Genomic DNA, 23,573 nt, shown 5'->3' with positions numbered 1-23,573 from the left:
TCAGGCCTTGCGCAGGAAGCAGGTCTTCAGCACCAGTCCCTTGATCTTTTCCGAGTTGCCTTCGATGTGCTCGGCGTCATCCTCGACCAGACGGATATTGCGGATGACCGTGCCCTGCTTGAGCGGAATCGAGGAGCCCTTGACCTTCAGGTCCTTGATCACGGTGACGGTGTCACCGGCCACCAGCACATTGCCGTTGCTGTCGCGCACCACCAGCGCGCTGGCAGCCGCTTCGCCCGGCACCCATTCGTGGCCGCAATCGGCGCAGATCCACAGCGCGCCGTCTTGATAGATATTTTCCAGCGAACACTGCGGGCAGGATGAGGTGGACATGGCGACTCCCGGACAACATGAAAGACCGTTCATTGTAGCCGCTCACGCCGTGCTGCCGGCCGCGTAGTAAAGTGCGCGGCCGTTTTGTCCGCCAGCCTTCACGCTTCATGAAACTCGGTATCGATTTCGGCACCAGCAATTCCGCCGCCGCCGCGCTGATCGACGGCAAGGTCGTGCCGGTCAGCTTTGGCCAGGCCCAGCAGTTCCGCACCACGGTGTATTTCCCCGAGGTGATGCGCGACCCCAACAATTTCGAGCTGACGCCCCAGCTGGAGCAGCAGCTCGATGAGCTGATCGAATCCGGCCGGCGCGATGCCCGCGCGGCCGGCCGCGAGCGCGGTTTCGAGCAGCTGCGCAGTGATGCGATCCGCGTCGTGCGCCGGCAGTGGATGGAAGAACGCATCCGCGAGCCGCGCAGCTCCACCGCGCTGCTGCAGAACGCGCTCTATGGCGACGATGCGCTGGAAGCCTACTTCGAGGAGAACGAAGGCAATCTGGTGCAGAGCCCCAAATCCATGCTCGGCTACAACCTGCATCCGCGCGCCCGGCAGACCATCACCGGCATCGCCACCCACATCCTCGAACACATCCGCCTGACCGCCTCCCGGCAGCTCGGCCAGAATGTGCGCAGCGCCCTGCTCGGCCGCCCGGTGCAGTTCCGCAGCTCGATCGGCGAGGCGGGCAACGACCAGGCGCTGGAGATCCTGCGCAGCGCTGCGTTGGCGGCCGGCTTTGATGAGGTCGATTTCCTCGAAGAACCCGCCGCCGCGGCCATGCACTACCACGCAGTCAGTGCGCAGCGGCATGAGGCGGTGATCGTGGACGTCGGTGGCGGCACCACCGATATCGCCCACGCCAGTGTCGGCGGCGATGCCGCCCCGCGGATCCATCGCGCCTGGGGTATCGCCCGCGGCGGTACCGATATCGATCTGGCGCTGAGCCTGGCCGGCTACATGCCGCTATTCGGCCGCGGCATCACCCGGGTACCCACCCATCATTACGTCGAAGCGGCGATGGTGCAGGACATGACCCGCCAGCGCGATTTCCGCCAGCACAACTACGACGCGGTGGAGGCGCCCTACGGCCCTCGCCTGCAGGCATTGCAGGACACCGGCAACACCGCGCGCCTGTACCGTGAGGTGGAGCGCTGCAAGATCGCGCTCAGTGGCGCGGCACACCATGCCAGCGCCCTGGATTTCATCGAACCGGGGCTGAGCGTGGAAACCGATGCGCCGCAACTGGCCAGCGCCGCGCGCGGCTATCTGGGTGAACTGGACGCCCTGCTGCAGCAGGTCCGCACCGACATCGGCCACGACCCGACGGCGGTGTTCCTGACCGGCGGCATGTCACGCGCCGGCTACATCCAGCACGCCGCTGCGGCGGCGTTCCCGGGTGCGACCGTGGTCCACGGCGACCCCTCGTTCGGTGTCGTGCAGGGGCTGGCGCTGGCGGCAACCCTGCGCTAGGCGAACAGCGCGGTACCCGCGTCCCGTGCTGGCGGCCCGGTCCGGGGTCATCGACAATCAGCCCTCATCGCATCACGTATTCCCGTGGCGTTGCAGCCACGGCAGCGCGTCACGCAACACAAGGATTTCCCGGATGAAGCACTACCTCCCGCCCTCGCTGCAGCAGTGGCTCGAACCGATCAACACCGGGCTCATGATCGCCTTGATCCTGCTTGTCGCCTGGCTGTTTCGTCTGTTCACCCGGCACCTGCTGGCCCGCCTCGGCCGCCATTACACCTTGCCGGCGCCGATCGAGCTGGCGATCCGGCGACTGTCCAACTTCGTCATCTGGACCGCCACCGCGCTGGCCCTGCTCAACCAGGTCGGCGTCGCCCCGTCGGTGCTGTGGACCGCCTTCACCGGTTTTGCCGCGGTCGGCGCGGTGGCGTTCTTTGCCGCATGGAGTGTGCTGTCCAACATCTTCTGCACGTTCCTGATCTTCACCACCCGGCCGTTCCGGCTGGGCGACCAGATCGAACTGCTGGAGAACGGCGAAAAACCCGGCCTGAAGGGGGTGGTCACCGACATCAACCTGATCTATACCACCCTGTCCGAGATCGGCGGCCCGGTCGAGGGCACGCTGATGCAGATCCCCAACAGCCTGTTCTTCCAGCGGGGTCTGCGCCGCTGGCGGGGCACCGACGCCTTGCCAGCGCCGATCCAGGGGGATGGTTGATGAAAAAGGCCGGCAATTGCCGGCCTTTCTGTCTGCACCGGTCGTCCACCACCGGCGCGGTTCACGCGCGTGCCTCCCGTCCGTGCGAAAATTGCCGCCACTGACCGTCCCCACCGGTCGCCGCTCCAGTCAACGATGTCCTCCCCCGTTTCCTCTTGCCCTGCCCCGCAGGCAGGCGACGCTTTTGCCGTTGCCCAGCTCCACGTCCCGCGCAGCGACCGCCAGCGCTGGCTCAGCGTCATCGCCCTGGCACTGGCCGCATTCGTGTTCAACACCAGCGAATTCGTCCCGGTCGGGCTGCTGAGCGATATTGGCGGCAGCTTCGGCAAACCGATCGAGCAGGTCGGGCTGATGCTGACGATCTACGCCTGGGTGGTCGCACTGACCTCGCTGCCGTGCATGCTGCTGACCCGCAACTTCGACCGGCGCCGGCTGCTGCTGGGTGTGTTCGCGCTGTTCATCGCCAGCCACGTGCTCTCCGGCGTGGCCTGGAGTTATCCGGTCCTGATGGCCAGCCGTATCGGCATCGCCCTGGCGCATGCGGTGTTCTGGTCGATCACCGCCTCGCTGGCGGTACGTGTGGCGCCGGAAGGCAAGCGTCCGCAGGCGCTGGGGCTGCTGGCCACCGGCACCTCGGTGGCGATGGTGCTGGGTATTCCGCTGGGCCGCATCGTCGGCGAATGGCTGGGCTGGCGCATCACCTTCCTGGCCATCGGTGGCGTCGCGCTGCTGGTGATGCTGGTGCTGGCCCGCCTGCTGCCGGCCCTGCCCAGCCAGAACAGTGGCTCGGCCAGCAGCCTGCCGCTGCTGCTGCGACGCCCGGCGCTGGTTTCGCTGTACGTGCTGGTGATGGTGGTGATCTCGGCGCAGTTCACCGGCTACAGCTATATCGAGCCGTTCGTACAGGCCATCGGCGGCTTCGATGCGCATGTCACCACGCTGGTGCTGCTGCTGTTTGGCGGCATGGGCTTTGTCGGCAGCGTGCTGTTCGCCCGCTTCGGCACGCGCTGGCCACGCGGCTTCCTGCTGGCCGCGATCGGCACCCTGGCCGCCTGCCTGTTGCTGCTGCGCACCGGCCTGGGCAACGCCTGGCTGCTGTACCTGCTGGTGTCGATCTGGGGTGTGGCGATGATCAGCTTCGCGCTGTCGATGCAGTCCAAGGTGCTGAACCTGGCTTCGGATGCGACCGACGTGGCGATGGCGCTGTTTTCGGGCATCTTCAACATCGGCATCGGTGCCGGCGCGTTGATCGGCAGCCAGGTCAGCCTGCATCTGGGCATGCAGCACATCGGTCTGGTCGGCGGGCTGATCGCCAGCGCCGGCTGGCTGTGGTGCCTGTTCGCGCTGCTGCGCTGGCGGGGCAGCTTCCAGCTGCGCTCCGGGCAGCACTGAGGCCTGCACCGGCAGCGGCTACCGCAGCTGGCTGTCCTTGCTGCCGCGGCGGTTGTAGCCACTGAACGCTTCGTCCTCGTCCCGCGCCTGCTGGCAGGCGATACACAACCGCACGCCGGGCACGGCCTTGCGGCGCGCCTCGGGAATCGGCGCGTCACATTCCTCGCAATGCTCCAGCCCGGGGCCGCTGGGCAGGCGGCTGCGGGCGCGCTTGATCGCGTCTTCGACCGTCGCGTCGATCTGATCCTGAACGGCGGTATCGCCCGCCCAACCGGTGGCCATGGTTGCCAACTCCGAAGTGGAAATGACGTGACCGCAGCCTAGCGCAGTTGCTTGAACGACGGGACAACGCCGCCGCGGCGACTCACCACATCAAATCGTCGGGTACCTGGAACTGCGCGTAATAGGCGTCATCCTCGGCATTGCCGGTGGACACCGGGGTATCCGCGCTCTGGCCGTGGTCGAGCACGATCAGTTCGGCCGCGCGTTCACGCACCTTCTCCGCCGCCACCCGCGGCAGCAACGCAAAACCGTCGGCGTGACGGACGATCACCAGCGCACCCGCGGACAGCTGCTTGCGCTGCGCATCATCGACCAGCAGCGTGCGGATCAGCGTGCCGTCGTTGAAACGGTATTCCTGCTCGCCGGCGCGCGGCAGCTTGCGGTCGGTGATGATCTGCCGGGCCTGCGCGCGCAGCTCCTCGGCACGGCGCTGGGCATTGCGCTCGGCCGCCAGCAGGCGATCGGCCTCGGCCTTTTCGGCGCGGGCGCGTTCGGCCTCACGCTGGCTTTCGGTGGGGGCCGCCGGGCCTTTGCCATGCCGCGCCTTGACCTGCTCGCGCGCGACCTGCGACACCTGGGATTTCTTGACCAGCCCGGCCTTGAGCAGCTGTTCCTGCAGCGGATTCGCCTTTGCCATCTTCGTGATTCGCGGTTCTGTTGCTGTGGCCTGCCATGATACCGGCCTGCCCCATGTACTGCCGATGCCCCCATGCTCCCCCTGAAGTACCTGAACGGCTATCCCGAGCACCTGCAACAGCGCGCCCGCGAGCTGCTGGACGCCGGCAAGCTCGCCGAGGCCGTGCGCAAGCGCTATGCGCAACCCCATGCCGTGCGCAACGACCGCCAGCTCTATGACTACGTGCAGGCGCTCAAAGACCGCCACCTGCGCCAGTCGCAGCCGCTGGGCAAGGTGCTCTACGACGGCAAGCTGCAGGTGATCAAGCACGCGCTGGGCACCCACACCACCATTTCCCGCAACCATGGCGGCAAGCTCAAGGCCAGCCGCGAAATCCGCATCGCCAGCGTGTTCCGCGACGCCCCGGCCGAGTTCCTGCGGATGATCGTGGTGCATGAGCTGGCGCACATGAAGGAAGCCGACCACAACAAGGCCTTCTACCAGCTGTGCCTGCACATGGAGCCGGATTACCACCAGTTCGAGTTCGATCTGCGCCTGTATCTGACCGCGCTGGAACACGAGAGCGCCTGAGCCGGCCATCGCGGCGAGGGGCCTGCGGCGCTACACTCGCCGGCCGTCGTTGATCTTCCCGCCGCCATGACCACCCCGATCCGTCTCGACAAGCGCGTCTGCGCGCTGCTGCAGTGCTCGCGCGCGCAGGCCCAGCAGTACATCGAAGGCGGCTGGGTCAGCGTCGATGGTGTGGTGGTGGAAACCCCGCAGACGATGGTGACCGGGGAAACCGTCACCGTGGCCAGCGAAGCCAGTGCCGAGGCCGCCGAACCGGCGACCTTGCTGCTCAACAAACCGGCCGGCGCCAGCAGCGCCGACCTGCCGGCGCTACTGACCGAGGCCAACCACTTCGAGGGCGATTACTCGGGCATCCGCCCGCTGCGCCGTCATTTCCTGCGTCTGGAGGCACTGATGCCGCTGGATGACGCCGCCAGCGGCCTGGTCGTGTTCACCCAAGACTGGCGCATCCGCCGCCATCTGCTCGAAACCGGGCACACCCTGGAACAGGAATACGTGGTGGAGGTCAGTGGCGAGCCGACGCCGTGGGCGATGCCCAAGCTGACCCAGGGGCTGATCTACCAGAACCGCAGCCTGCCCGGCTGCAAGGTCAGCTGGCAGAGCGAGCAGCGCCTGCGGCTTGCGATCAAGGACGTGCGACCGGGCCAGCTGGCGTGGATGTGCGCCCAGGTCGGGCTGAAGGCCGAACAGATCCGCCGCCTGCGCATCGGCCAGATCGGCCTGAGCAAGATGCCCGAAGGCCAGTGGCGCTACCTCCCGGCGACCCGACGCTTCTGAGGCGGCGTCGCCGGCAGCAGCGGCGGGCCCAGCAACCGCATCGCAGCCGCCGCGCCGGCACCACCAGAAAGGCAGTCGCAACGCCGGCGTCCGGCTACCGATCCCCCCGATGAGAGGGCGCGCGGCCCGGTACCGGGCGCACCCGCGGCATCGCCGCATCAGCGGCGCGTGCGCGCCTGTTCGGCCGCGGCCACGAACACCACGTCGGTGGAGGAGTTCAACGCGGTTTCGGCCGAGTCCTGCACCACGCCGACGATGAAGCCCACCGCCACCACCTGCATGGCCACGTCGTTGGAAATGCCGAACAGCCCGCAGGCCAGCGGAATCAGCAGCAGCGAGCCGCCCGGCACCCCGGACGCGCCGCAGGCACCGACCGCCGCCAGCACGCTCAGCAGCAGCGCGGTGGGAAGATCCACGGCGATGCCCAGTGTATGCACCGCGGCCAGTGTCAGCACCGAGATGGTGATCGCCGCGCCGGCCATGTTGATCGTCGCCCCCAGCGGGATCGCCACCGAGTAGGTTTCCTCGTGCAGCCCCAGCTTGCGGCACAGCTCCATGTTCACGGGGATGTTAGCCGCCGAGGAACGGGTGAAGAACGCGGTCAGGCCGCTCTCGCGCAGGCAGCGCAGCACCAGCGGATACGGATTGCGGCGGGTCACCACCGCCACGATCAGCGGGTTGCCGATGAAGGCCATGAACAGCATCGCGCCGACCAGCACGGCCAGCAGATGCAGGTAGTCGGTCAGCGCGCCCAGCCCGGACTCGGCCAGCAGCGAGGCGACGATGCCGAACACGCCCAGTGGCGCCAGCTTGATCACCATCCGCACCAGCCAGGTGATGGCGTCGGCCAGCTCGCCCAGCAGCGTGCGGGTGGCGGCGCTGGCCTGGCGCAAGGCCAGCCCCAGGCCCACCGCCCAGGCCAGCAGGCCGATGTAGTTGGCATTGAGCAGCGCATGCACCGGGTTGTCGACCACCTGCATCAGCAGCGTCTTGAGCACCTCGCCGATGCCACCGGGCGCGCTCAGCCCGGCGTCGGCCGCGGCCGCGAGCTGCAACGTGCTGGGGAACAGGAAGCTGGCTGCCACCCCCACCAGCGCCGCGATCAGGGTGCCGATCACATACAGCAGCAGGATCATGCGGATATGGGTCTTCTGGCCCTGGCGGTGGTTGGCGATGGACGCGGCCACCAGCACCAGCACCAGGATCGGCGCCACCGCCTTCAACGCGGAGATGAACACCGTCCCCAGCAGCCCGACCGCCTTCGCTCCGGCCGGCCAGAGCATCGACAACACGATGCCGGCCACCAGACCGATGACGATCTGCACCACCAGACTGGGCGCGCGGAAGGAGGAGGAACGGTCGGTCATCGCAGGACTCGGCACAGGGTAAACGCCGATTCTCCCCCAGCGATGGCCGCCACTGCATCCCCTTAACGTCATGGATGGAGGATCGGCGACGGCAACCCCGTAAACCCCGCTAGGATGGTGTCCATGCACACACCGCCTCCCCGCCCGCTGCGCCGGCGCCTGCTGCGCCTGGCCGGCCATGTGCTCGGCATCCTGGTGCTGCTGGTCATCAGCGGGCTGCTGCTGGGCGACCGGCTCACCCCCAAGGCGGTCGGCGCGCCGTCGAGCGCACTGCCGGTCCAGCCGGCGCAGACCCTGCTGGACCGCCAGCTGCAACCGCTGCTCGCCGCCCATCCCGGGCAGAGCGGCACGGTATTCCTGAGCGATGGCCTGGAAGCCTTTGCCGCCCGCTCCATCATCACCCGTCAGGCCGGGCGCAGCCTGGACCTGCAGTACTACATGTGGCACGACGACATGGTCGGCCACCTGCTGGCGCGCGATGTCTATGACGCCGCCGAGCGCGGGGTGCGGGTACGGCTGCTGCTCGATGACATGAACGCGGTCGGGCTCGACCCGCTGATGATGGCGCTCGATGCCCATCCCAATATCGAGATCCGCCTGTACAACCCGTTCCGCAACCGGGACGGCCTGTGGCGGCTGGTGGAAATGGTGCAGCGGGTCTTCAGCATCAACCACCGCATGCACAACAAGGCGTGGATCGCCGACGGCCGTGTGGCCATCGTCGGCGGCCGCAACATCGGCGCGGAGTATTTCAACGCCAAGCCCGATGTGAACTTCCGCGATCTGGACCTGCTGCTGGCAGGTCCGGTAGCCGCTCAGGCCAGCACGATCTTCGACAGTTTCTGGAACAGCGACATGGTGGTGCCGATCGCCGCCCTGCACCGCACATCCGAGCGTGACCTGGCCCGGTTCATCAACCAGTCCGGGCAGGAAGCGCGCCAGCGCCAGAGCGGGCCCTATCTGCAGCGGGTCCGCGCCCGCCTGAGCGATTCCTACCTGGGCGCACAACTGGGGCTGCACTGGACCGATGGCGTGCAGATCCACTCCGATCCACCGCAGAAGCTGCGCGGCGCCGACCGCAGCGACTGGCTGGTCACCCGGCTGACCGGCGAACTGGCCAGCGCGCGGCACAAGGCGCTGCTGATTTCCCCGTATTTCGTCCCCGGCGAGGCCGGCACCGCCGGCCTGACCGCGCAGGTCGCCCACGGCGTACAGGTCGGCATCGTCACCAATTCGCTGGCCGCCAACGATGTCGCCGCCGTGCACAGCGGCTACATGCGCTACCGCAAACCGCTGCTGGCCGGCGGCGTGCGCCTGTACGAACTCAAGGCCCAGGACCGCCACAAGGCGTCCACCTTCGGCAGCTCCGGCGCCAGCCTGCACACCAAGGCGTTCGTGGTCGATGACCGGCGCGGCTTTGTCGGCTCGTTCAACCTGGACCCGCGCTCGGCCTACCTCAACACCGAGATGGGCGCGGTGTTCGACGATCCGGTGCTGGCCGCGCGCCTGCGCAGCGAATACCTGCGTCTGGCCAGCCCGGCCTTGAGCTACTGGGTCTATCTGGATCGCCAGCACGACCTGCGCTGGCTGGAATGGGCGTCCTCGCCGCCGGAGGTGCTGGGCACCGAACCAGACGCCTCGCTGCTGCAGCGGGCCACCGCCCGCCTGATCAGCTGGCTGCCGCTGGAATCGCAGCTCTAGGCCGCGCTGTCGGCGCCGTCGGCGGCATCGGCACTGACCCGCTTCCACAGCCAGCCGGCCACATGCGCCGGCAGCTGCAGCGCCAGTTGCGCCTCGGCCTCGTCGGCCGGCAGTGCCCCGGCATTGCACAGCATCGACAGCGAGGCGGCCAGCTCCCCCAGCTGCAGCGAGCGCCCCAACCCACTGCCGGCACCGTCGCTGTCCTGCAGCGCCTGCACGATGGCCGGCGCCAGCTCCCAGTGCCGGGCGATGCGCGCGGCGGTTTCGGCCGCACAGCGCTCGATCAGCTGCAGCAGCACAACCGCCGAGGGTTGCAGCAACGGCCGCCGCGCGTAGGCATCGGCGGTGGCCTGCACCACCATCGCCACACTCAGCCCGCGCAGCAACGCGGCCAGCTGCGCGGCGAAGCCGTCCTCGCGCTCCATGCTGCGGGCATGGTCGGCCGCGGCCAGCGACATGCGCAGGGTGTGATCCCACAACAGCCGCGAGAAGCGGCCGCCGTCACGGTCGGAGGAATTCATCACCGGCTGGATCAACGCCGCCGAGATGATCTGGCGGATGCCGTCGTTGCCCACCAGCGTCACCGCCCGCTCGATGCTCTGCACCTCGCGGCGCTGGAAGCGGTACAGCGGGCTGTTGGCGATCCGCAGCAGATTGACCGCCAGCACCGGATCACTGCCGATGATGCGGCTGATCGAACGCGCCGAAGCGGTGCTGTCATTGACGCTCTGGATCAGCTGGGGCAGCAGTTGTGGACGGCGCGGCGTATAGCGCGGCGACAGGTCCGCACGGCCCAGCGTGGTGCTGACCTCGGTGAGCAGGGCCTGATGTTCCGGCCCCGGCGTTTCCTCGGGCAGCGCGGGCAGGCCGAGTGCCAGCACATGGAACTGCTGGCGCAATGCGCTCAGTGCAATGGGTTGCACCTGCGGCAATGACGCCTGCGGGCCGGTGTCGGAAGGTGGCCGCGACGACCAGCGCGCAGGCAGCTTCCGGCCTCCGGCCAGACGCGCGATCAGAACTACTGCCAATGCAGCCGCGATGGCCGCCAGAATCACCATGTTCAACGTATGCGCCATCCGTGCAGAACCCCACCCTCCATATCGGCCGTGGCGGCAGCGAGTTGAGCAGAGCGCCGAACAATGCCCGGCGCCCAGGCAACCGGCCCGGACAGGGCCGGCGTGACGCGGTGTTGCTTACTCTTCGACCTTTTCCAGGACGATGCCCATCGGCCCTTCCAGCGAACCGTCTTCCTTGATGGTGAAGTTCAATTGGGCATTGCCCTGCGGCAGCTGAACTTTCAGCGACTGGCCGTCGCGTTCATAGCTCATCTTCTGTGACACGCCCATGGCTTCAACCGTCACCTCGCCATTGGACTGGAAGGCATAACGGGTGATCCCCATCTGATCGCCATAGGTACCGTTCAAACCCTGGCTACATGCAGACAACAGGCACAGCAGTGCCACGCCAAAAAGCTTTTTCATTGTTTTCCCCTGTGATGTGTAGATACCGCGCTTCCATACGCCGCTTCCGGCGCCGGCGATTCTGGCACATCAACGCTCGCTGGCGCCCGTCGTTACCGGTGTTTGCGTGGCGGTGGTGGGAACAACGCGGCGCACCAGCACCAGCGCGAATGTCAGCCCCGCACCGATGGTCAGCACCGCACCGGTGGCGAACGCGCTGGCCAGGCCGACCTGCGAGGCAATCAACCCGGCCACCACCATGCCCAGCCCGATGCCGACATCCAGCGCGGAGAAATAGGTGGCCACCGCGGTACCGCGCTGCGCATGCCCGCCCAGATTGACCATCATCGTCTGGTAGGCCGGATAGACCACGCCAAAGCCGAAGCCGACCAGCACGCCGGCGGCGTAATACAGCCCCGGCCCCGGCGCCATGGCCATCATCCCCAGCCCGGCCACAATCGCGGCGGTGCCGCCATGGGTGGCCCGCACCACGTTGCCGCCGTCGATCAGTCGCCCGGAGAACGCACGCGAAACCATCATTCCCACCGCCATCAGGGTGAAGAAGATCCCGGTGTTGGCCGCACCCAGCTGCTTGCCATAGATCGCCGCGAACGCCAGCAGCATGCCGTAGCCCAGCCCGATCACCGCCAGATTCAACGCCAGTGGCAGACCCCGCACCAGCAGGAACCGGTCCAGCGACAGCACCGTTGCCGCGCCCCGGCGCTGCTTGCGTGACGAACGCACGCGGGTGGCCACCAGCAATCCGCCAATACCGGCGCCGATGGACACCTTGAAGATCAGCTCGAACGGATAGTGGTCCATCAGCCACAGCCCCACCATCGGCCCCAGCGCCATCGCCAGACTGCTCATCAGACCGAAAAAGCCGATGCCCTCCCCGCGGCGCACCGAAGGAATGATGTCGATCGCCTGGGTCGCCGCCGCCGTGCTGAGCACCGCGAAGGTCACGCCGATGCCCAGCCGCACGATCACGAAGGCCAGGACGGTATGCGCCAGCAGATAGCCGGACGTGAGCAGCACATACCCGGCCAGCGCCGCCAGGTAGGCATGTTTGGCATTGAAACGGTCGACGATGAAGCCGGAAAACGGCCGCACCAGCAGCGCGGCGATCACATAGCTGGAAAGAATGCCGCCCACCGTCGCTTCACCGATCTGCAGCTGCTCCACCAGGTGGAACGGCAACGTCGGCATCAACACGTAGAACGACAGGCCCATCAGGAAGTTGGCCAGGCACGCCAGCAGGAAACCCGGCGTCCACAGGACAGGTTTGAGCTCGGTCATATTGCAGCCAGTCTAGCCAGCGGCGCATGACCTGCCGCCGAACGCCCTGCGCGGGCTGCCCGAAACGATGACGGCGCACCGCCGCTGCGCTTAAGCTGGCCGCCACCGCGCTGCTGGAGCCGCCCATGACCCGCCTGCTGATCGTGCTGTCGATGCTGCTGATGTCCACCGCCTGCACCCTTGCGCGCACGAGTACGGCGGCCGCCGGCCGCGGTCATTTCGAAGCGCGCGAGCTGTCGTTCGAAGGCCGCCTGTTCCGCTACCAGGTCTTCGTTCCGGCCCGCCAGGATCCGTCCGGTACACCGGTCGTGCTGTTCCTGCATGGCTCGGGCGAGCGCGGCGACGATGGCCGCCGCCAGTTGCTGGCAGGGCTCGGCCCGTGGCTGGAAAAGAACGCCGACAGCTTCCCGGCGCTGGTGGTACTGCCGCAGGTGCCCAAGGACGAGGAGTGGCTGGGCCGCAACGCGCGCATGGCGCTGGCCGCGCTGGATGCGGCCAGTACCGAGTTCCACGCCGATCCGCAGCGCACCTATCTCACCGGCATGTCGATGGGCGGCTACGGCACCTGGGAACTGGCCTTGATGCAGCCCCAGCGCTTCGCCGCGCTGGTGCCGGTGTGTGCGGCGATCACCGCCCCGCGCATCGGACGCACCACACTGCGGGTGGATCAGGTGGCCGATGAGACCGATCCCTACACCGCCGTGGCCACACGGCTGCGCGGGGTACCGGTGTGGATGTTCCACGGCGCCGATGACACCGTGGTGCCACCGACCGATGCGCGCCTGATCGCGCAGGCCGCACAGCGGGTCGGCGCCGACCTGCGCTACACCGAACTGCCCGGTGTCGGCCACAACGCCTGGGATCCGACCTACCGCGATCCGGCGATGTGGGCGTGGCTGTTCCAGCAGCGGCGTCCCTGAGCGGCGCGCGCGCCGTGCCGGCTCACCGGCGCGATGCGCGGCTCAGCCGACGCCGCGGATCGCCAGGGTCAGCGCCAGCACGCTCAGGATCACCGCGATCGTGCCGTCAAGCACGCGCCAGGTGGAGGGCTTGGTGAACAGCGGCGCCAGCAGGCGCGCGCCCAGTCCCTGCATGGTCAGCCAGGCCGCGCTGGCGGTCACCACACCGGCGGCGAAGGCCATGCGGTTGTTGCCGAAATTGTCGGCGATCGAGCCGATGACCATCATGTCCAACCAGAAGTGCGGATTGATGATCGAAAAACCCGCCGCCGCCATCAGCGCGGTGCGCAGCGACTGCTCGGCGTCATCGTCCAGCTGCATGCCGCCGCCCCCGCTGAGCGCGCGGCGTGCCGATTGCAGCGCATACCAAGCCAGGAACGCCACGCCGCCCCACAGCAGGACCGTGGTCAGCCACGGCAGCTGGGCGGTGAGCGTGCGCAGCCCGGCGACGCTGGCGAAGATGAAACTGGCGTCGATGGCGAAGCAGGTGGCGATGATCGGGACCACGTGCTGACGCATGATGCCCTGGCGCAGGATGAAGGCGCTCTGCGCGCCGACGATGGCAAACAGACCGATACCGATACCGGCGCCACTGAGCCAGGCGCTGCCGGCAGCCTGGGTGGAGATAACCGAAAACATGGGGAAACTGCCTTGTTGCGAGGGGGAGCGCCGCAGCGGGGGGAATCACCGCCACGACTGAACGACGCAATTGTCGCAATGCAGCATCAAAAAGTGGAGCTAAACTTCGTTAACCATCTTTAGCGGAACTTAATCGATGCGCATCGATCACGCCCAGCTGCGGGCCTTGGCCGCGGTGATCCGCGAAGGCAGTTTCGAGCGCGCCGCACTGTCGCTCAATGTCACCGCCTCGGCGGTATCGCAGCGGATCAAGGCGCTGGAGGACCGGGTCGGCAAGCTGCTGGTCAAGCGCTCCAGCCCGACCGTGGCCACCGCCGAAGGACAGATCCTGGTGCAGCTGGCCGAGCAGACCGCCCTGCTCGAACGCGATGCCTTCGAGCGCATCGGCATCTCCGACAACGAACTGCCGCGCGCCAGCATCGCCGTGGCGGTCAACCACGACAGCATGGAAACCTGGTTTCCCGAGGCGGTGCAGACCTTCTCGCAGCACACCTCCACCACGCTGGATCTGCACACCGAAGACCAGGACCACACCGTGGCCCTGCTCCGCCAGGGCGCGGTGCTCGGCGCGGTGACCACCCTGTCCGAACCGGTGCAGGGCTGCCAGATCCACGCGCTGGGCAGCATCCGCTATGCCGCCACCTGCACCCCGGAATTCCACGCCCGCCATTTCGCCAAGGGCGTGAACGCCCAGTCGCTGGCGCAGGCGCCGGTGCTGGTATTCAACCGCAAGGACGACATGCAGGCCCGCTACGCGCGGCGTCTGGCCGGCGTCGACCACCCGCTCGATGCGCCCACCTGGTGGATTCCCTCCACCCGCGCCTTCGTCCATGCCAACCTCGGCGGACTGGGCTGGACCATGAATCCGCTGCCGCTGGTGCGCCGCCATCTGGAAAGCGGCCGGCTGGTCTACGTCAAAGCCCGCGCGTGGGAGGACGTGCCGCTGTACTGGCAGCACTGGAAGGGCGAGGTGAACTCGATGGCGCTGCTGACCCGCGCCATCCTGCAGGCTTCGGCGATGCTGGTGCGCAAGCGCAGGTAACGCCTTGCGCGCCCTCACCGGCACGCCTGCAATCCAGCAGAAAGCCCACCCGGTTCACCCGGATGGGCCGGCTCCGCCTCGCGGGCCCCGCACTCAGCGATGGGCCAGCGCGTAGTCCAGTGCCCCGCGCACTGCCGCCACCTGTGCCAGATCGCATTGCTGCGGCGTGGCCTTGGGGCTGTCCGGGTAGACCTCGGTGGTGGTGGTGTAGCGGGCATCGGTGATGCTGGCGCACAGTCCCAGCGCCTTGAGCGGATACTCGATGACGCCCGGCGCCACCACCGGCGAGCCGATGATCTGTCCCTGCGCATCGGCCGGGGCGATATGCGTCACCTTGGCCACTTCGGCATTGACCGCCTGCTGGAATGCCGGCTGCGGGTTGAGCGAATCAGCGCACAGATAGAAACCATCGGGAATCTCGCCCGGTTCGAACGGCTTGCCGTCGCGCGCGGCCAGCGCCGGACGGAATTCGGATTCGTCACTGTCGGTGGTCTCATGCAGATCGATATGCACCAGGAAGCGGCCCTGCAGCGGCGCCACCAGCGCCATCAGTGCGGCCGATTCCTGCGCTGGGCTATCGGGCACGAACGAACGGTTCGGGTCCAGCGCCATCGCGTTCCAGCGCTGGATGCGCTCATAACCCCACGGGCTCACGCACGGCGCGATGAGCAGATTGCAGCGACCGGCGTAGTCGGCCGCATGCTGGTCCACGAACTGCAGTGCGCCCTGCACGCCGCTGGTCTCATAGCCGTGCACACCCCCGGTCACCAGCATCACCGGCAACGCCTCGTCCCAGTTGCGGCTGCGGATCGCAAACAGCGGATAGCGACCGGACGGATAGTCCAGCTCCCCGTACTGCGACACATCAAAGCGCTTGCGCAGCGCGTCGATCTTGCTCACCACTTCCGCGGCGAAGCTGCGCTGCACGGTCTGCCGCGCCAGCCACTGCGCCCTTTCCGGCGCGCCCCACGGCTGGCCGGGCGTGCCCACGGGATAGAAAGCGGCAGCGGTATTCATACACACACTCGTCAAAGGTCGAAGACAGTGCCGAACTCTACACCCAAGCCACGCGCCGGTTCATGCCGGGCATGGGCGTTTGCATGAACCGCAACGCAACCGCGATCGCGCCGTTTCATTTTCCGTTTCGGCCTGCACAGGCAGGCTGCAACACGCTGTTTCCAATACGCCAAGGAGCCTCTTATGCGCATTGTTTCCTTCCCGCTGGCAGCGACGCTGCTCGCTGCGGGCATGCTGGTCGCCAGTGGCGCGCACGCACAGACCTATGGCCCGCGCGATGAAGGCCGCCGCTTCGACGATGGCAGCCGTGTGGTCTGCCACGACGTGGAAGTGGCCAACAACGCCCGCGACCAGAACCGCGTCGCCGGCACCGCCACCGGCGCGGTGATCGGTGGCCTGCTCGGCAACCAGGTCGGCAAGGGCAATGGCCGCAAGCTCGCCACCGTCGGCGGCGCAGTGGCCGGCGGTCTGGTCGGCCGCAACGTGCAGGGCCGCAACCAGGAGCGCAACGGCCAGCGCGTGGTGCAAACCCGCTGCGAACGGATCTATCGCTGACCTCCCGTTACCGGAAACAACAAAGGCCCCTCGCGGGGCCTTTGCAATGCGACATCACACCGCTCAGTTCCTGGTGGCCAGCAACGCGCTGATGTCGACATCCTTCTGCAGCCACAGGCCGTTCATCCATTGCTGGAACTGCGCACGGAAGGTGCGGTCGTCCTGGTAGTTGCCGCCGATCAGCTCGGCCGGAATCGGATGCTGGCGGATCAGCACCTTGATCTCCGGAACCCGGTTGCTCATCAGATCCATCATCGACGGGATGCCCTTGGGATAGACGATGGTGACATCCAGCAACGCGTTCAGCCCCTTGCCCATCGCATCGAGCACGAAGGCCACCCCGCCGGACTTGGGCTTGAGCAGGTGCTGGAACGGCGAGGACTGCGTGGCATGCTTTTCAGCAGTGAAACGCGTGCCCTCGACGAAGTTCATCACCGCCACCGGAATGCTCTGGAACTTCTCGCAGGCCTTGCGGGTGACTTCCATATCGCGACGGCCCAGCTCCGGGTTCCTGACGATCTGCTTGCGCGTGTAGCGGCCCATGAACGGGAAATCCAGCGCCCACCAGGCCAGGCCCAGCACCGGCACCCAGAACAGCGAACGCTTCAGGAAAAAGCGCAGCAGCGGAATGCGACGGTTGAACACCTTCTGCAGCACCACGATGTCCACCCAGCTCTGGTGGTTGGCCAGCACCAGGTAGTGCCCGTCACGCTGCAGGTCGGCCTGGCCTTCCACGCTGAAACGGGTGCGGGTGAACAGCGCCAGCATCGCGCTGTTGACCGCCACCCAGCTCTCGGCCAGACCGGTCAGCAACGGATTGCAGGCCAGACGCACCCGCTCGAACGGCAATACCGCCTTGACCAGCGCCACCACGAACAGCGGCAGGCAATGGGCCAGCGTATTGAGGGTGATCAGCAACAGGATGGGAGCAACGCGCAGCCACTTCATAAGAGCACCGGGGCAACCCCGAAAATCAGGAAAGTGCCACAGGGTAGCAAAACCACCACCGTTACCCTGTCCGACCAAAGGGGTAGATGCGGGCGGGCGCTTGAGGCCCGGCAACGGTGCCCGGCCCGCGGCAGCAGACGCACCGCCGCCCTATCACATCGGCTTTTGCGGATTCCGGGCGAAATAACATCAAGTTCAGCGACGGTTGTGCAGGATGTCCGCGCTTCCCCGCCCTCCTTCGCGCACCCCACTACCGGGGGCGTACCGGCGCTCATTCCGCGCCACCTCCACGGGAAGTCACGATCGTGGCAACAACGCCGTCAGCGGCAGCGTTGCCGTTCCGCCGGGCGGCAATGCGCCTGCCAACGGCGAATCGACAGAAGGAAATCCGATGCCCCGCAAGGCTACAACCCCCCGCAGCAGCACGTCCTCGAAGTTGAAGCAGGCCAGTGCCAGCAAGAGCATGAGCTTCGATATCACCAGCGAAAGCATCGCCTCGGACCTGGCCGCATTCCGCAAGCAAGGTGGCAAGGTCGAGGTGCTGGGCAACACGCCGATGCGCGTGAACGTCACCGCCTTCCGCTCCAAGGGCAACACCGAGCGCAAGAAGGCCGCCGCCCCCGAGGCGGCCAAGGCGTAACGTCGCCAGCACAGGGCGCGGCATCCTCGCGCCCCGTCTCCGGAAGGCCCCGCATTGCGGGGCCTTCTTCGTTGGTGGACGGCAACCCGCGCAACAGACGACCGGCCTCAAGCACACGCCGCTGCGGCCGATATCCCTGCTTCGTCGTCGATGTGACCGCCGTTTCCACCAGGAGCCCTGTGATGCCGTTTTCCCTCTCCCGCCTGCGCCTGCTCGCGGCTGTGCCACTGATGCTGGTCCTTGCCGCCTGTGGTGGCCCGATGGATACCGCCCTGGTGACCGGCAACGGCGCCGATCCGTACTTCGCCTCGCTCAACCCGGTCTTTGCCAAGATGAGCGAACACGAACAGCAGGGCTTCAACTGGGCCGTGTCGGATCTGGATCTGGACCGCCTGCACAGCCGCTACCCCGGCAACAGTCCGCGTCAGATCATCCGCGGTGAAGTGGCGCAGGTGCTGGAAACCTATCCGGCGCGGATCGCCGCGCTGGAGCCGCAGGCCCTGCAGGCCGCACAGATGCGTGCGCAACTGGCGCAGGTCACCGCCGTGCAGACCGCCTTCCGGATCGAGAAGGACTTCTTCGGTCTGGCACCGAAGATCAGCGCCACCATCGAGAACAACAGCCCGCTGCCTATCAGCGCGTTGGAGTGGAACGCCGCGCTGTATCTGGACGACGCCGAAACGCCGGTAGTGACCACCACCCTGACCGACAACTACCGCGACCGGGGGGGCCTGGTCCCGGGCGGCCGGCACAAGCGCGAGTTCGCCATCGGCTTTGTGCGCGGCGACGAGACCTGGACCACGCTGGAAATCCGCAATGCAAAACGCACCCGGGTGGTGCTCGAACCGCTGGCCACCAGCGTGCAGGACTTCGGCGACCGCCACTACCTGCCCGAAGACCCCAGCGCGGAAATCGAACGCCTGCGCAGCGTGATCGCCGCCGCCACCTCCTATCAGGACATCTGAGCACCGGCACGCGCCGGATCGCCCGCTGAAAAAAAGAAGCCCCGCCATGCGGGGCTTTTTCAATTCCGGTGCAGGTCGAGGCAACCGCCCGCCGGGTTTTATCGGGGCGTTGCCGGAAAAGCCGCCGGTTCCTGCGTGAGTCCATTTTCAGGGGCGCTCAACCGGCTATGCTGGCGTGCGCTTGTTGCGCCGCCGAACGGCTGCTGCCGGACGGCGCCCCCGACCTCCAGGAGAAAATGATGAGCAAGGGTATGGACCAGAAGAAGGACCAGAAGAAGAAACCGGCCAAGACGATGAAAGAAAAGAAGGCCGAGAAGCGGGAAAAGAAAGCCAAGTAAGGCAAGCGGTGTCGCCGTGACGTTGTCCGTCGCGGCGACGGGCGCGCAAACGACACCCGCCCCCCACACCCCGGCGGCACGAACCGCCCCCTGGCAACACCGTCTGCTTGACTTCCCCGTTGAACAGGACAGGCGCCGCCCCGGCGCTACCGCGACTGCGCCGACGGCCACACCGCATTCGTGCCAGCCATGCACCATCCCGGCGCGGACCGGCACCCTGCTCGCCCGGCCAATGAACCCGGCACTGTCCCGCCGGTATCACGGCGTCAGGTACCCGCTCACCTCCTCGGCCTGCCGCTGGCTGTCGATGGCCAGCAGATCCTTGAGGATCGCCGTGTGCCCGGCCCCGGCGATCACCAGCACCCGATGGCCCGGCGCGGCCGCCTTCTGCACGTTGGCATACATGCGGAAGTTGCGGTGCCACCAGCTGGCCGAGGCATCGGCACCGGCAAAGCCGCCACCGGCATCCACCGCATTGGTGCGGATATACAGATCCTTGTTCTCGCGATCACGCGCGGCATCGTTGCTCAGCTGCAGCAATTGCGGCAGTGACAACGTGGACTGCTCGCGCCCGCTGCGCGCGGACAAGGCCTTGAACGTCGCCTCCATTGCCGCCTGCATCGCCGGATCGTGTGCCTTGATGTAATTGAACATCGGCTCCGCCTCCCAGCCCACCTGGCCCTCGTCAAAGCAGGTCACCCGGTCCAGTCCGGCCGCTTTGGCCACGCGGAATCCGATCTGGTAGGTCTCGTTGGATGTCAGCACGAAGGTGCCTTTCCGGTAACCGTCAAACTCCGCATCCAGCCGGGGCTGCGCCGACGGCTCGCACTCCACCAGCACATCGGTGGGCGCGAAGGCCGCCAGCCGCGTGGCCAGCCCGTCCAGATAGGCCTGGTTGGCCGGGGTCATCACGTCGATGACGCCGGACTTGACCATATCCAGCCCGGGATTGGCGAAGTGGAACACCCCTAGCATCAGCACCTTGGCCGGCGCCGGCGTGCCCCCGGTCGCACCCGCCACCGCAGGCAATGCCACCACACACATTAGCAGCGCAGCGCGCTGCCATCGGTTGAAACTCATCTCTTATCCCCCAGGTTGTATGTACAGCCATCGAGTCGGGCACCACTGCCAGATCAACGGGACCTTACCGCCAAACCGGCAGGGCACCAGCACCAACCCGAGTGGATCCGCTGGATCTCACCCAACGGCAACGATCTGCCAGATGCCGGACCGCGCGCTTGACGGCATCGCAACGAGGATCGGCGTAACGTAGCGCTCCCCTCTCCCGCCCGCGCCAGCGGCACACCTATCTGTCCAGGAGCAACATCATGCGTATCGGAATCACCATGGGCCTGGTCCTGCTCATCAGTCCGCCAACATGGGCCGCATCCAGCGGCGGGCTGCCTCTCTTCAACGCCACCTGTCCTCTTGGACTGGAGGTCCATGGTGATGAAGGCGGGCCGGTGTACGTGAATGGCAAGGAAGCCGTACTGAAGAAATTCAACGATAACTACTACGAAGCCAGGGATGCGGCGACCGGCACGACCCTCTCGCTGTCCAAGAACCCGGACGGCACGCTGTCGGCCTCGTATACGGGACGCGGCGGCGCGAACGGCGTGTGCCAGATGCACACGACGGCCGACGTGAGCGGTGCGTCTCAGGCTGCACAGCCCACTGTGGCCGCCTCACCGGCCGCGCGTGGCCCCGTTGTGACCCCAGGCAACATGTCGGCGTTTTGTCGTGGCGAGGTATCCGGGATGTTTGCTACCCGGCCTGCTTATGTGAAGACCGATCCGGTCGCCCGCGCCAAGGACGGCAGCACCTCGATCGACGGCACGGTCGACAAGGGCAGCGAAGGCATCAAGCAATTCAGATGCCGGTTCGATGCCACGGGGCGCTTCATCGACGTCATGGCGCTGACGAGCGACGGCTATTGACTGAGGCCCCTGGCCAGACCCTGGCGGCGATGCACAAGCTCGCCGCCGGCGCCAGGAAAGGTATGACTGACCACGCCTGAGGCGACAAAGGCCCCGCACTGCGGGGCCTTGTCCATCTGGCATCCGCGGCCGACCGGGCTCAGCCCTTGGCCGCCGGCGCCAGGAGCACCGGCTCCAGTAGCCGGAACGTGCCGGCATCGGCGTCCATCTCCACCTTGCCGCCAACCGGCACAATGAACTGCTCGCGGATGTGGCCGATCATCGCGCCGGTATAGGCCGGAATGCCCAGCGGCAGGATGTAGTCATCCAGGATCTGGTCCAGCGTCAGCGAGCCGTAACCATCGCCCGGCTTGCAGTCGTTGCAGTCACCGAAGATGAAGCCGGCGATCTTGTCCAGCGCGCCCATCAGCTTCAAGGTGCTGAACATCCGGTCGATGCGGTACGGCGCCTCGGCCACGTCCTCCAGGAACAGGATCTTGCCGGTGAAGTCCGGCAGGTACGGCGAGCCGGCCAGCGCGGTCAACACGGTGAGGTTGCCGCCGATCAGCTCGCCCTGTGCGCGCCCGCCACGCAGGGTGACGGTGCGGTTCTTGCGCGGCACCAGCTCGTCATCACTGCCGGTCGTGTTCTGGTACTGCATCAGCTCGCGGTTGAAGAACAGCCGCTCGAACTGGTCGACATTGAAACGCGGCCAGCTGCCGGCGCCGATCGGGCCGTGGAAGGTCACCAGCCCGGTTTTGGCCTGGATCGCGCAATGCAGCGCGGTGATATCCGAATAGCCCAGCAGCACCTTCGGGTTGGCGCGGATACGCGCGTAATCGAGCATCGGCAGCAGCCGCGCCGCACCGGAACCACCGCGCACGCAGACGATGGCCTTGACCTGCTTGTCGCCGAACATGGCGTTCAAGTCCCCGGCCCGCTCGGCATCGGTGCCGGCCAGATGGCCGTGGCGGGCGCCGTAGTGGGCACCGGTTTTCACCTTCAGGCCCAGCGCTTCCATCGCCTCGGCCGCCAGTTGCAGGCCCAGCCGCTCGCTGGTGGCGCCGGACGGGCTGACCAGCCCCACCGTGTCGCCCTTGTTCAAGGCCGGCGGCAACAACCGGCGCGGCGCAGCCGTCGCCGCCATTGCGCCTTGCAGGCCGGTCAGTGGGAGTGCCGCCGCCAGTGCCGCCCCGCCGATAAAACGCCTTCTGTCCATGCCCACACCCGCCAAGAAAAACGTTCCGCAGCCTAGCAATCCCGCGCAACGCCCGCCAACCTGCAACGCAGCACGGGGGCCCGGTGTTTTTCCGGCACGGCATCGCGATATGTGCCTGCACCGCGCCGCGCGCGCGACGCGGCCGCTGAAAACAGAACGCCCCGCAGTGCGGGGCGCTTAATTACCGGGGAGCCGCCATCAACGGATTACGCCGGCCGCTGCCGGTATTTTTCCGCCGCCGCGCCGAGCTCCGCAATCTTGAGTACCCGCGCCTGCTCCGCCTTGCGCAGCGCTTCGCGCGCCTCTTTGACCACCTCGTTTGCCAGACTGTGGCTGGTGTGCAGACGCTTTGCGTCCATCGCGGTATCGAGCCGTTTCTGGGCCAGTTTTATCGCTTTGTCGACGCGATAGAGAGGACCGTTCAGACCCACGGTAAGAGGGGGATCGTAGCTTTTCGTCATGACGTGCATCTCTGATCGGATCGGCATCACTGCCAGGCGCAAAGGACTGCACCTGGACGTGGCCGTTGGGAGAAATCGGGGGAGGCCGTTTCGTTGAGGCGCCCCGGCCTCAGCGCTGGTCCAGCGCGTGGTGGATCAACACCACGCATTGCGAGGCAAACAGCATCGTCGGCCCCAGCGTGATCTTCTTCGCGCCCATCCGTTCCAGACTGGGGATGACCTTCTTCGGCATCGGGATATGGTCGGTCAGCACGAAGCACGGCTTGTCGGCGAACACCTGCTCACTTATCGGCGTGCCCTTCGGGTCCATCAGGAACAGCTGGTGGTCTTCGGCCAGTTCCTGCATCAGCCGCTCAAAGCTCAGCGTGCGCACCGTGACCCCGGATTCCACCGGCCGGCTCTGTTCCTTGCCCATGCCGTGCGACACGTCCAGCGCCTTGGCCACCTTGCCCAGCAGCGCGGCCTCGTGGAAGCCGTTGAACTCGTGCATGGCATTGACCTCGAAGCGCACCGTGCGCGAGAAGTCCTGGGTGCTTTCCAGCACCAGATAGACCACCACATCGGCGCGGTGCGACTGGGCCACGAAGATGGCGTTCATCAGCGTGTGCGCCAGGATTTCGGTATGGGCGTCCTGCCCCACCGAGGCCAGCAGCTTCTGCCGGTCGGTGGGCGCGGCGCGCGCGCGCATTACAAAAGTTCGCATGGGGCTCGTGAGGGGTCCGGGGGAAACGCGACAGCGCTGTGCCGCCAGTGCATTGTCGCGTGAAACCCCACCTGGGGTCATGTTCCATGGCCGCATTGCCGATTGGGCGGAAGGTGGGGGCCGCTTCAGCCACGCGACCGGGCTGCCGTTGAGTTGTCCGCGATGCCGAGAG

Annotated in this window: 26 protein-coding genes; 12 read left to right on the top strand and 14 right to left on the bottom strand. The window is 66.9% G+C overall.

The features are described from left to right. Complete coding sequence (locus ACVOMH_RS06295; RefSeq protein ID WP_054658790.1) at positions 1 to 333, bottom strand: zinc ribbon domain-containing protein YjdM; 333 nt, start codon at positions 331 to 333, stop codon at positions 1 to 3. Positions 334 to 440: 107 nt separating this feature from the next. Between ACVOMH_RS06295 and ACVOMH_RS06290 the strand changes: the two genes are divergently transcribed. The 3 genes from ACVOMH_RS06290 (at position 441) to ACVOMH_RS06280 (ending at position 3,906) form a co-directional block, all read left to right on the top strand. Then, the gene (locus ACVOMH_RS06290) at positions 441 to 1,799 is read left to right on the top strand and encodes an Hsp70 family protein (protein ID WP_481551391.1); all 1,359 of its coding nucleotides are present in this window, start codon (positions 441 to 443) and stop codon (positions 1,797 to 1,799) included. A gap of 133 nt (positions 1,800 to 1,932) precedes the next feature. Beyond that, positions 1,933 to 2,514: a mechanosensitive ion channel family protein gene (locus tag ACVOMH_RS06285; protein ID WP_057506133.1), complete on the top strand. Its 582-nt coding sequence runs from the start codon at positions 1,933 to 1,935 to the stop codon at positions 2,512 to 2,514. A gap of 135 nt (positions 2,515 to 2,649) precedes the next feature. Beyond that, positions 2,650 to 3,906 (top strand): sugar transporter, encoded by a 1,257-nt coding sequence (locus ACVOMH_RS06280; protein ID WP_481551390.1) that lies wholly within the window; start codon positions 2,650 to 2,652, stop codon positions 3,904 to 3,906. An 18-nt stretch (positions 3,907 to 3,924) separates the two neighbouring features. On the opposite strand, the gene ACVOMH_RS06275 is transcribed toward ACVOMH_RS06280, so the two are convergent. Together ACVOMH_RS06275 and ACVOMH_RS06270 are read right to left on the bottom strand one after the other, a co-directional pair. Continuing rightward, entirely contained in the window at positions 3,925 to 4,188 is a 264-nt protein-coding gene (locus tag ACVOMH_RS06275; RefSeq protein ID WP_054658794.1) for a DksA/TraR family C4-type zinc finger protein, read from the bottom strand. 82 nt (positions 4,189 to 4,270) lie between these two features. Next, complete coding sequence (locus ACVOMH_RS06270; RefSeq protein WP_481523358.1) at positions 4,271 to 4,825, bottom strand: DUF2058 domain-containing protein; 555 nt, start codon at positions 4,823 to 4,825, stop codon at positions 4,271 to 4,273. 72 nt (positions 4,826 to 4,897) lie between these two features. On the opposite strand from ACVOMH_RS06270, the gene ACVOMH_RS06265 reads away from it, so the two are divergent. Together ACVOMH_RS06265 and ACVOMH_RS06260 are read left to right on the top strand one after the other, a co-directional pair. Beyond that, positions 4,898 to 5,395 carry a M48 metallopeptidase family protein gene (locus tag ACVOMH_RS06265; protein ID WP_481523357.1) on the top strand — a complete coding sequence of 166 codons (498 nt, stop codon included), beginning with the start codon at positions 4,898 to 4,900 and terminating at the stop codon, positions 5,393 to 5,395. A 66-nt stretch (positions 5,396 to 5,461) separates the two neighbouring features. After that, entirely contained in the window at positions 5,462 to 6,172 is a 711-nt protein-coding gene (locus ACVOMH_RS06260) for an rRNA pseudouridine synthase (RefSeq protein WP_057506136.1), read from the top strand. A gap of 158 nt (positions 6,173 to 6,330) precedes the next feature. Here ACVOMH_RS06260 and sstT read toward each other — a convergent pair whose 3' ends face one another. After that, complete coding sequence (gene sstT, locus ACVOMH_RS06255) at positions 6,331 to 7,539, bottom strand: serine/threonine transporter SstT (protein ID WP_481551389.1); 1,209 nt, start codon at positions 7,537 to 7,539, stop codon at positions 6,331 to 6,333. A 123-nt stretch (positions 7,540 to 7,662) separates the two neighbouring features. Between sstT and ACVOMH_RS06250 the strand changes: the two genes are divergently transcribed. Continuing rightward, positions 7,663 to 9,240: a phospholipase D family protein gene (locus ACVOMH_RS06250; RefSeq protein WP_481551388.1), complete on the top strand. Its 1,578-nt coding sequence runs from the start codon at positions 7,663 to 7,665 to the stop codon at positions 9,238 to 9,240. Here the strand turns inward: ACVOMH_RS06250 and ACVOMH_RS06245 are convergent. The 3 genes from ACVOMH_RS06245 to ACVOMH_RS06235 all read right to left on the bottom strand — a co-directional run bounded on the left by ACVOMH_RS06245 (position 9,237) and on the right by ACVOMH_RS06235 (position 11,999). Continuing rightward, positions 9,237 to 10,298 carry an HDOD domain-containing protein gene (locus ACVOMH_RS06245; protein WP_481551581.1) on the bottom strand — a complete coding sequence of 354 codons (1,062 nt, stop codon included), beginning with the start codon at positions 10,296 to 10,298 and terminating at the stop codon, positions 9,237 to 9,239. The two genes, ACVOMH_RS06250 and ACVOMH_RS06245, sit on opposite strands and share 4 nt — an antisense overlap. A 135-nt stretch (positions 10,299 to 10,433) precedes the next feature. Continuing rightward, a complete protein-coding gene (locus tag ACVOMH_RS06240) occupies positions 10,434 to 10,721 on the bottom strand; it encodes a hypothetical protein (RefSeq protein ID WP_481523354.1) in 288 nt (95 codons plus the stop codon). Between the two features lie 69 nt (positions 10,722 to 10,790). After that, entirely contained in the window at positions 10,791 to 11,999 is a 1,209-nt protein-coding gene (locus ACVOMH_RS06235; RefSeq protein ID WP_481551387.1) for an MFS transporter, read from the bottom strand. A 125-nt stretch (positions 12,000 to 12,124) separates the two neighbouring features. Between ACVOMH_RS06235 and ACVOMH_RS06230 the strand changes: the two genes are divergently transcribed. After that, on the top strand, positions 12,125 to 12,919 hold the full coding sequence (locus tag ACVOMH_RS06230) for a carboxylesterase family protein (protein ID WP_481523352.1): 795 nt from the start codon (positions 12,125 to 12,127) through the stop codon (positions 12,917 to 12,919). A 42-nt stretch (positions 12,920 to 12,961) separates the two neighbouring features. Here ACVOMH_RS06230 and ACVOMH_RS06225 read toward each other — a convergent pair whose 3' ends face one another. Further along, entirely contained in the window at positions 12,962 to 13,597 is a 636-nt protein-coding gene (locus ACVOMH_RS06225; protein ID WP_481523351.1) for a LysE/ArgO family amino acid transporter, read from the bottom strand. Between the two features lie 136 nt (positions 13,598 to 13,733). Here ACVOMH_RS06225 and ACVOMH_RS06220 point away from each other — a divergent pair, with 136 nt between their 5' ends. Then, on the top strand, positions 13,734 to 14,639 hold the full coding sequence (locus ACVOMH_RS06220) for a LysR family transcriptional regulator ArgP (protein WP_057506141.1): 906 nt from the start codon (positions 13,734 to 13,736) through the stop codon (positions 14,637 to 14,639). A gap of 93 nt (positions 14,640 to 14,732) precedes the next feature. Here ACVOMH_RS06220 and ACVOMH_RS06215 read toward each other — a convergent pair whose 3' ends face one another. Then, positions 14,733 to 15,656 (bottom strand): M14 family metallopeptidase, encoded by a 924-nt coding sequence (locus ACVOMH_RS06215; protein WP_481551386.1) that lies wholly within the window; start codon positions 15,654 to 15,656, stop codon positions 14,733 to 14,735. 183 nt (positions 15,657 to 15,839) lie between these two features. Between ACVOMH_RS06215 and ACVOMH_RS06210 the strand changes: the two genes are divergently transcribed. After that, positions 15,840 to 16,211 carry a glycine zipper 2TM domain-containing protein gene (locus tag ACVOMH_RS06210; RefSeq protein ID WP_481551385.1) on the top strand — a complete coding sequence of 124 codons (372 nt, stop codon included), beginning with the start codon at positions 15,840 to 15,842 and terminating at the stop codon, positions 16,209 to 16,211. A 63-nt stretch (positions 16,212 to 16,274) separates the two neighbouring features. Here the strand turns inward: ACVOMH_RS06210 and ACVOMH_RS06205 are convergent, their stop codons facing one another. After that, on the bottom strand, positions 16,275 to 17,159 hold the full coding sequence (locus ACVOMH_RS06205; RefSeq protein ID WP_481551384.1) for an acyltransferase: 885 nt from the start codon (positions 17,157 to 17,159) through the stop codon (positions 16,275 to 16,277). 391 nt (positions 17,160 to 17,550) lie between these two features. On the opposite strand from ACVOMH_RS06205, the gene ACVOMH_RS06200 reads away from it, so the two are divergent. Beyond that, positions 17,551 to 17,799 carry a hypothetical protein gene (locus ACVOMH_RS06200; protein ID WP_481523346.1) on the top strand — a complete coding sequence of 83 codons (249 nt, stop codon included), beginning with the start codon at positions 17,551 to 17,553 and terminating at the stop codon, positions 17,797 to 17,799. Between the two features lie 182 nt (positions 17,800 to 17,981). Next, on the top strand, positions 17,982 to 18,764 hold the full coding sequence (locus ACVOMH_RS06195; protein WP_481523345.1) for a hypothetical protein: 783 nt from the start codon (positions 17,982 to 17,984) through the stop codon (positions 18,762 to 18,764). 596 nt (positions 18,765 to 19,360) lie between these two features. On the opposite strand, the gene ACVOMH_RS06190 is transcribed toward ACVOMH_RS06195, so the two are convergent. Next, on the bottom strand, positions 19,361 to 20,182 hold the full coding sequence (locus tag ACVOMH_RS06190) for a DUF5694 domain-containing protein (protein WP_481551383.1): 822 nt from the start codon (positions 20,180 to 20,182) through the stop codon (positions 19,361 to 19,363). Positions 20,183 to 20,430: 248 nt separating this feature from the next. Here ACVOMH_RS06190 and ACVOMH_RS06185 point away from each other — a divergent pair, with 248 nt between their 5' ends. After that, a complete protein-coding gene (locus ACVOMH_RS06185) occupies positions 20,431 to 21,039 on the top strand; it encodes a hypothetical protein (protein WP_481551382.1) in 609 nt (202 codons plus the stop codon). A 139-nt stretch (positions 21,040 to 21,178) separates the two neighbouring features. Here the strand turns inward: ACVOMH_RS06185 and ACVOMH_RS06180 are convergent, their stop codons facing one another. From ACVOMH_RS06180 to trmY, 3 genes are all read right to left on the bottom strand, one after another. Continuing rightward, positions 21,179 to 22,237: a S66 peptidase family protein gene (locus ACVOMH_RS06180; protein ID WP_481551381.1), complete on the bottom strand. Its 1,059-nt coding sequence runs from the start codon at positions 22,235 to 22,237 to the stop codon at positions 21,179 to 21,181. Between the two features lie 206 nt (positions 22,238 to 22,443). Continuing rightward, positions 22,444 to 22,698 (bottom strand): hypothetical protein, encoded by a 255-nt coding sequence (locus ACVOMH_RS06175; protein ID WP_054659717.1) that lies wholly within the window; start codon positions 22,696 to 22,698, stop codon positions 22,444 to 22,446. Positions 22,699 to 22,807: 109 nt separating this feature from the next. Next, positions 22,808 to 23,401, bottom strand: a complete 594-nt coding sequence (gene trmY / locus ACVOMH_RS06170; RefSeq protein WP_481551380.1) for a tRNA (pseudouridine(54)-N(1))-methyltransferase TrmY — start codon at positions 23,399 to 23,401, stop codon at positions 22,808 to 22,810. Positions 23,402 to 23,573 lie beyond the last annotated feature (172 nt).

Source organism: Stenotrophomonas sp. STEN013 (assembly GCF_056760355.1).
Note: the sequence above shows the minus strand (reverse complement) of the source record. Positions and strands in the feature narration are given on the sequence as shown.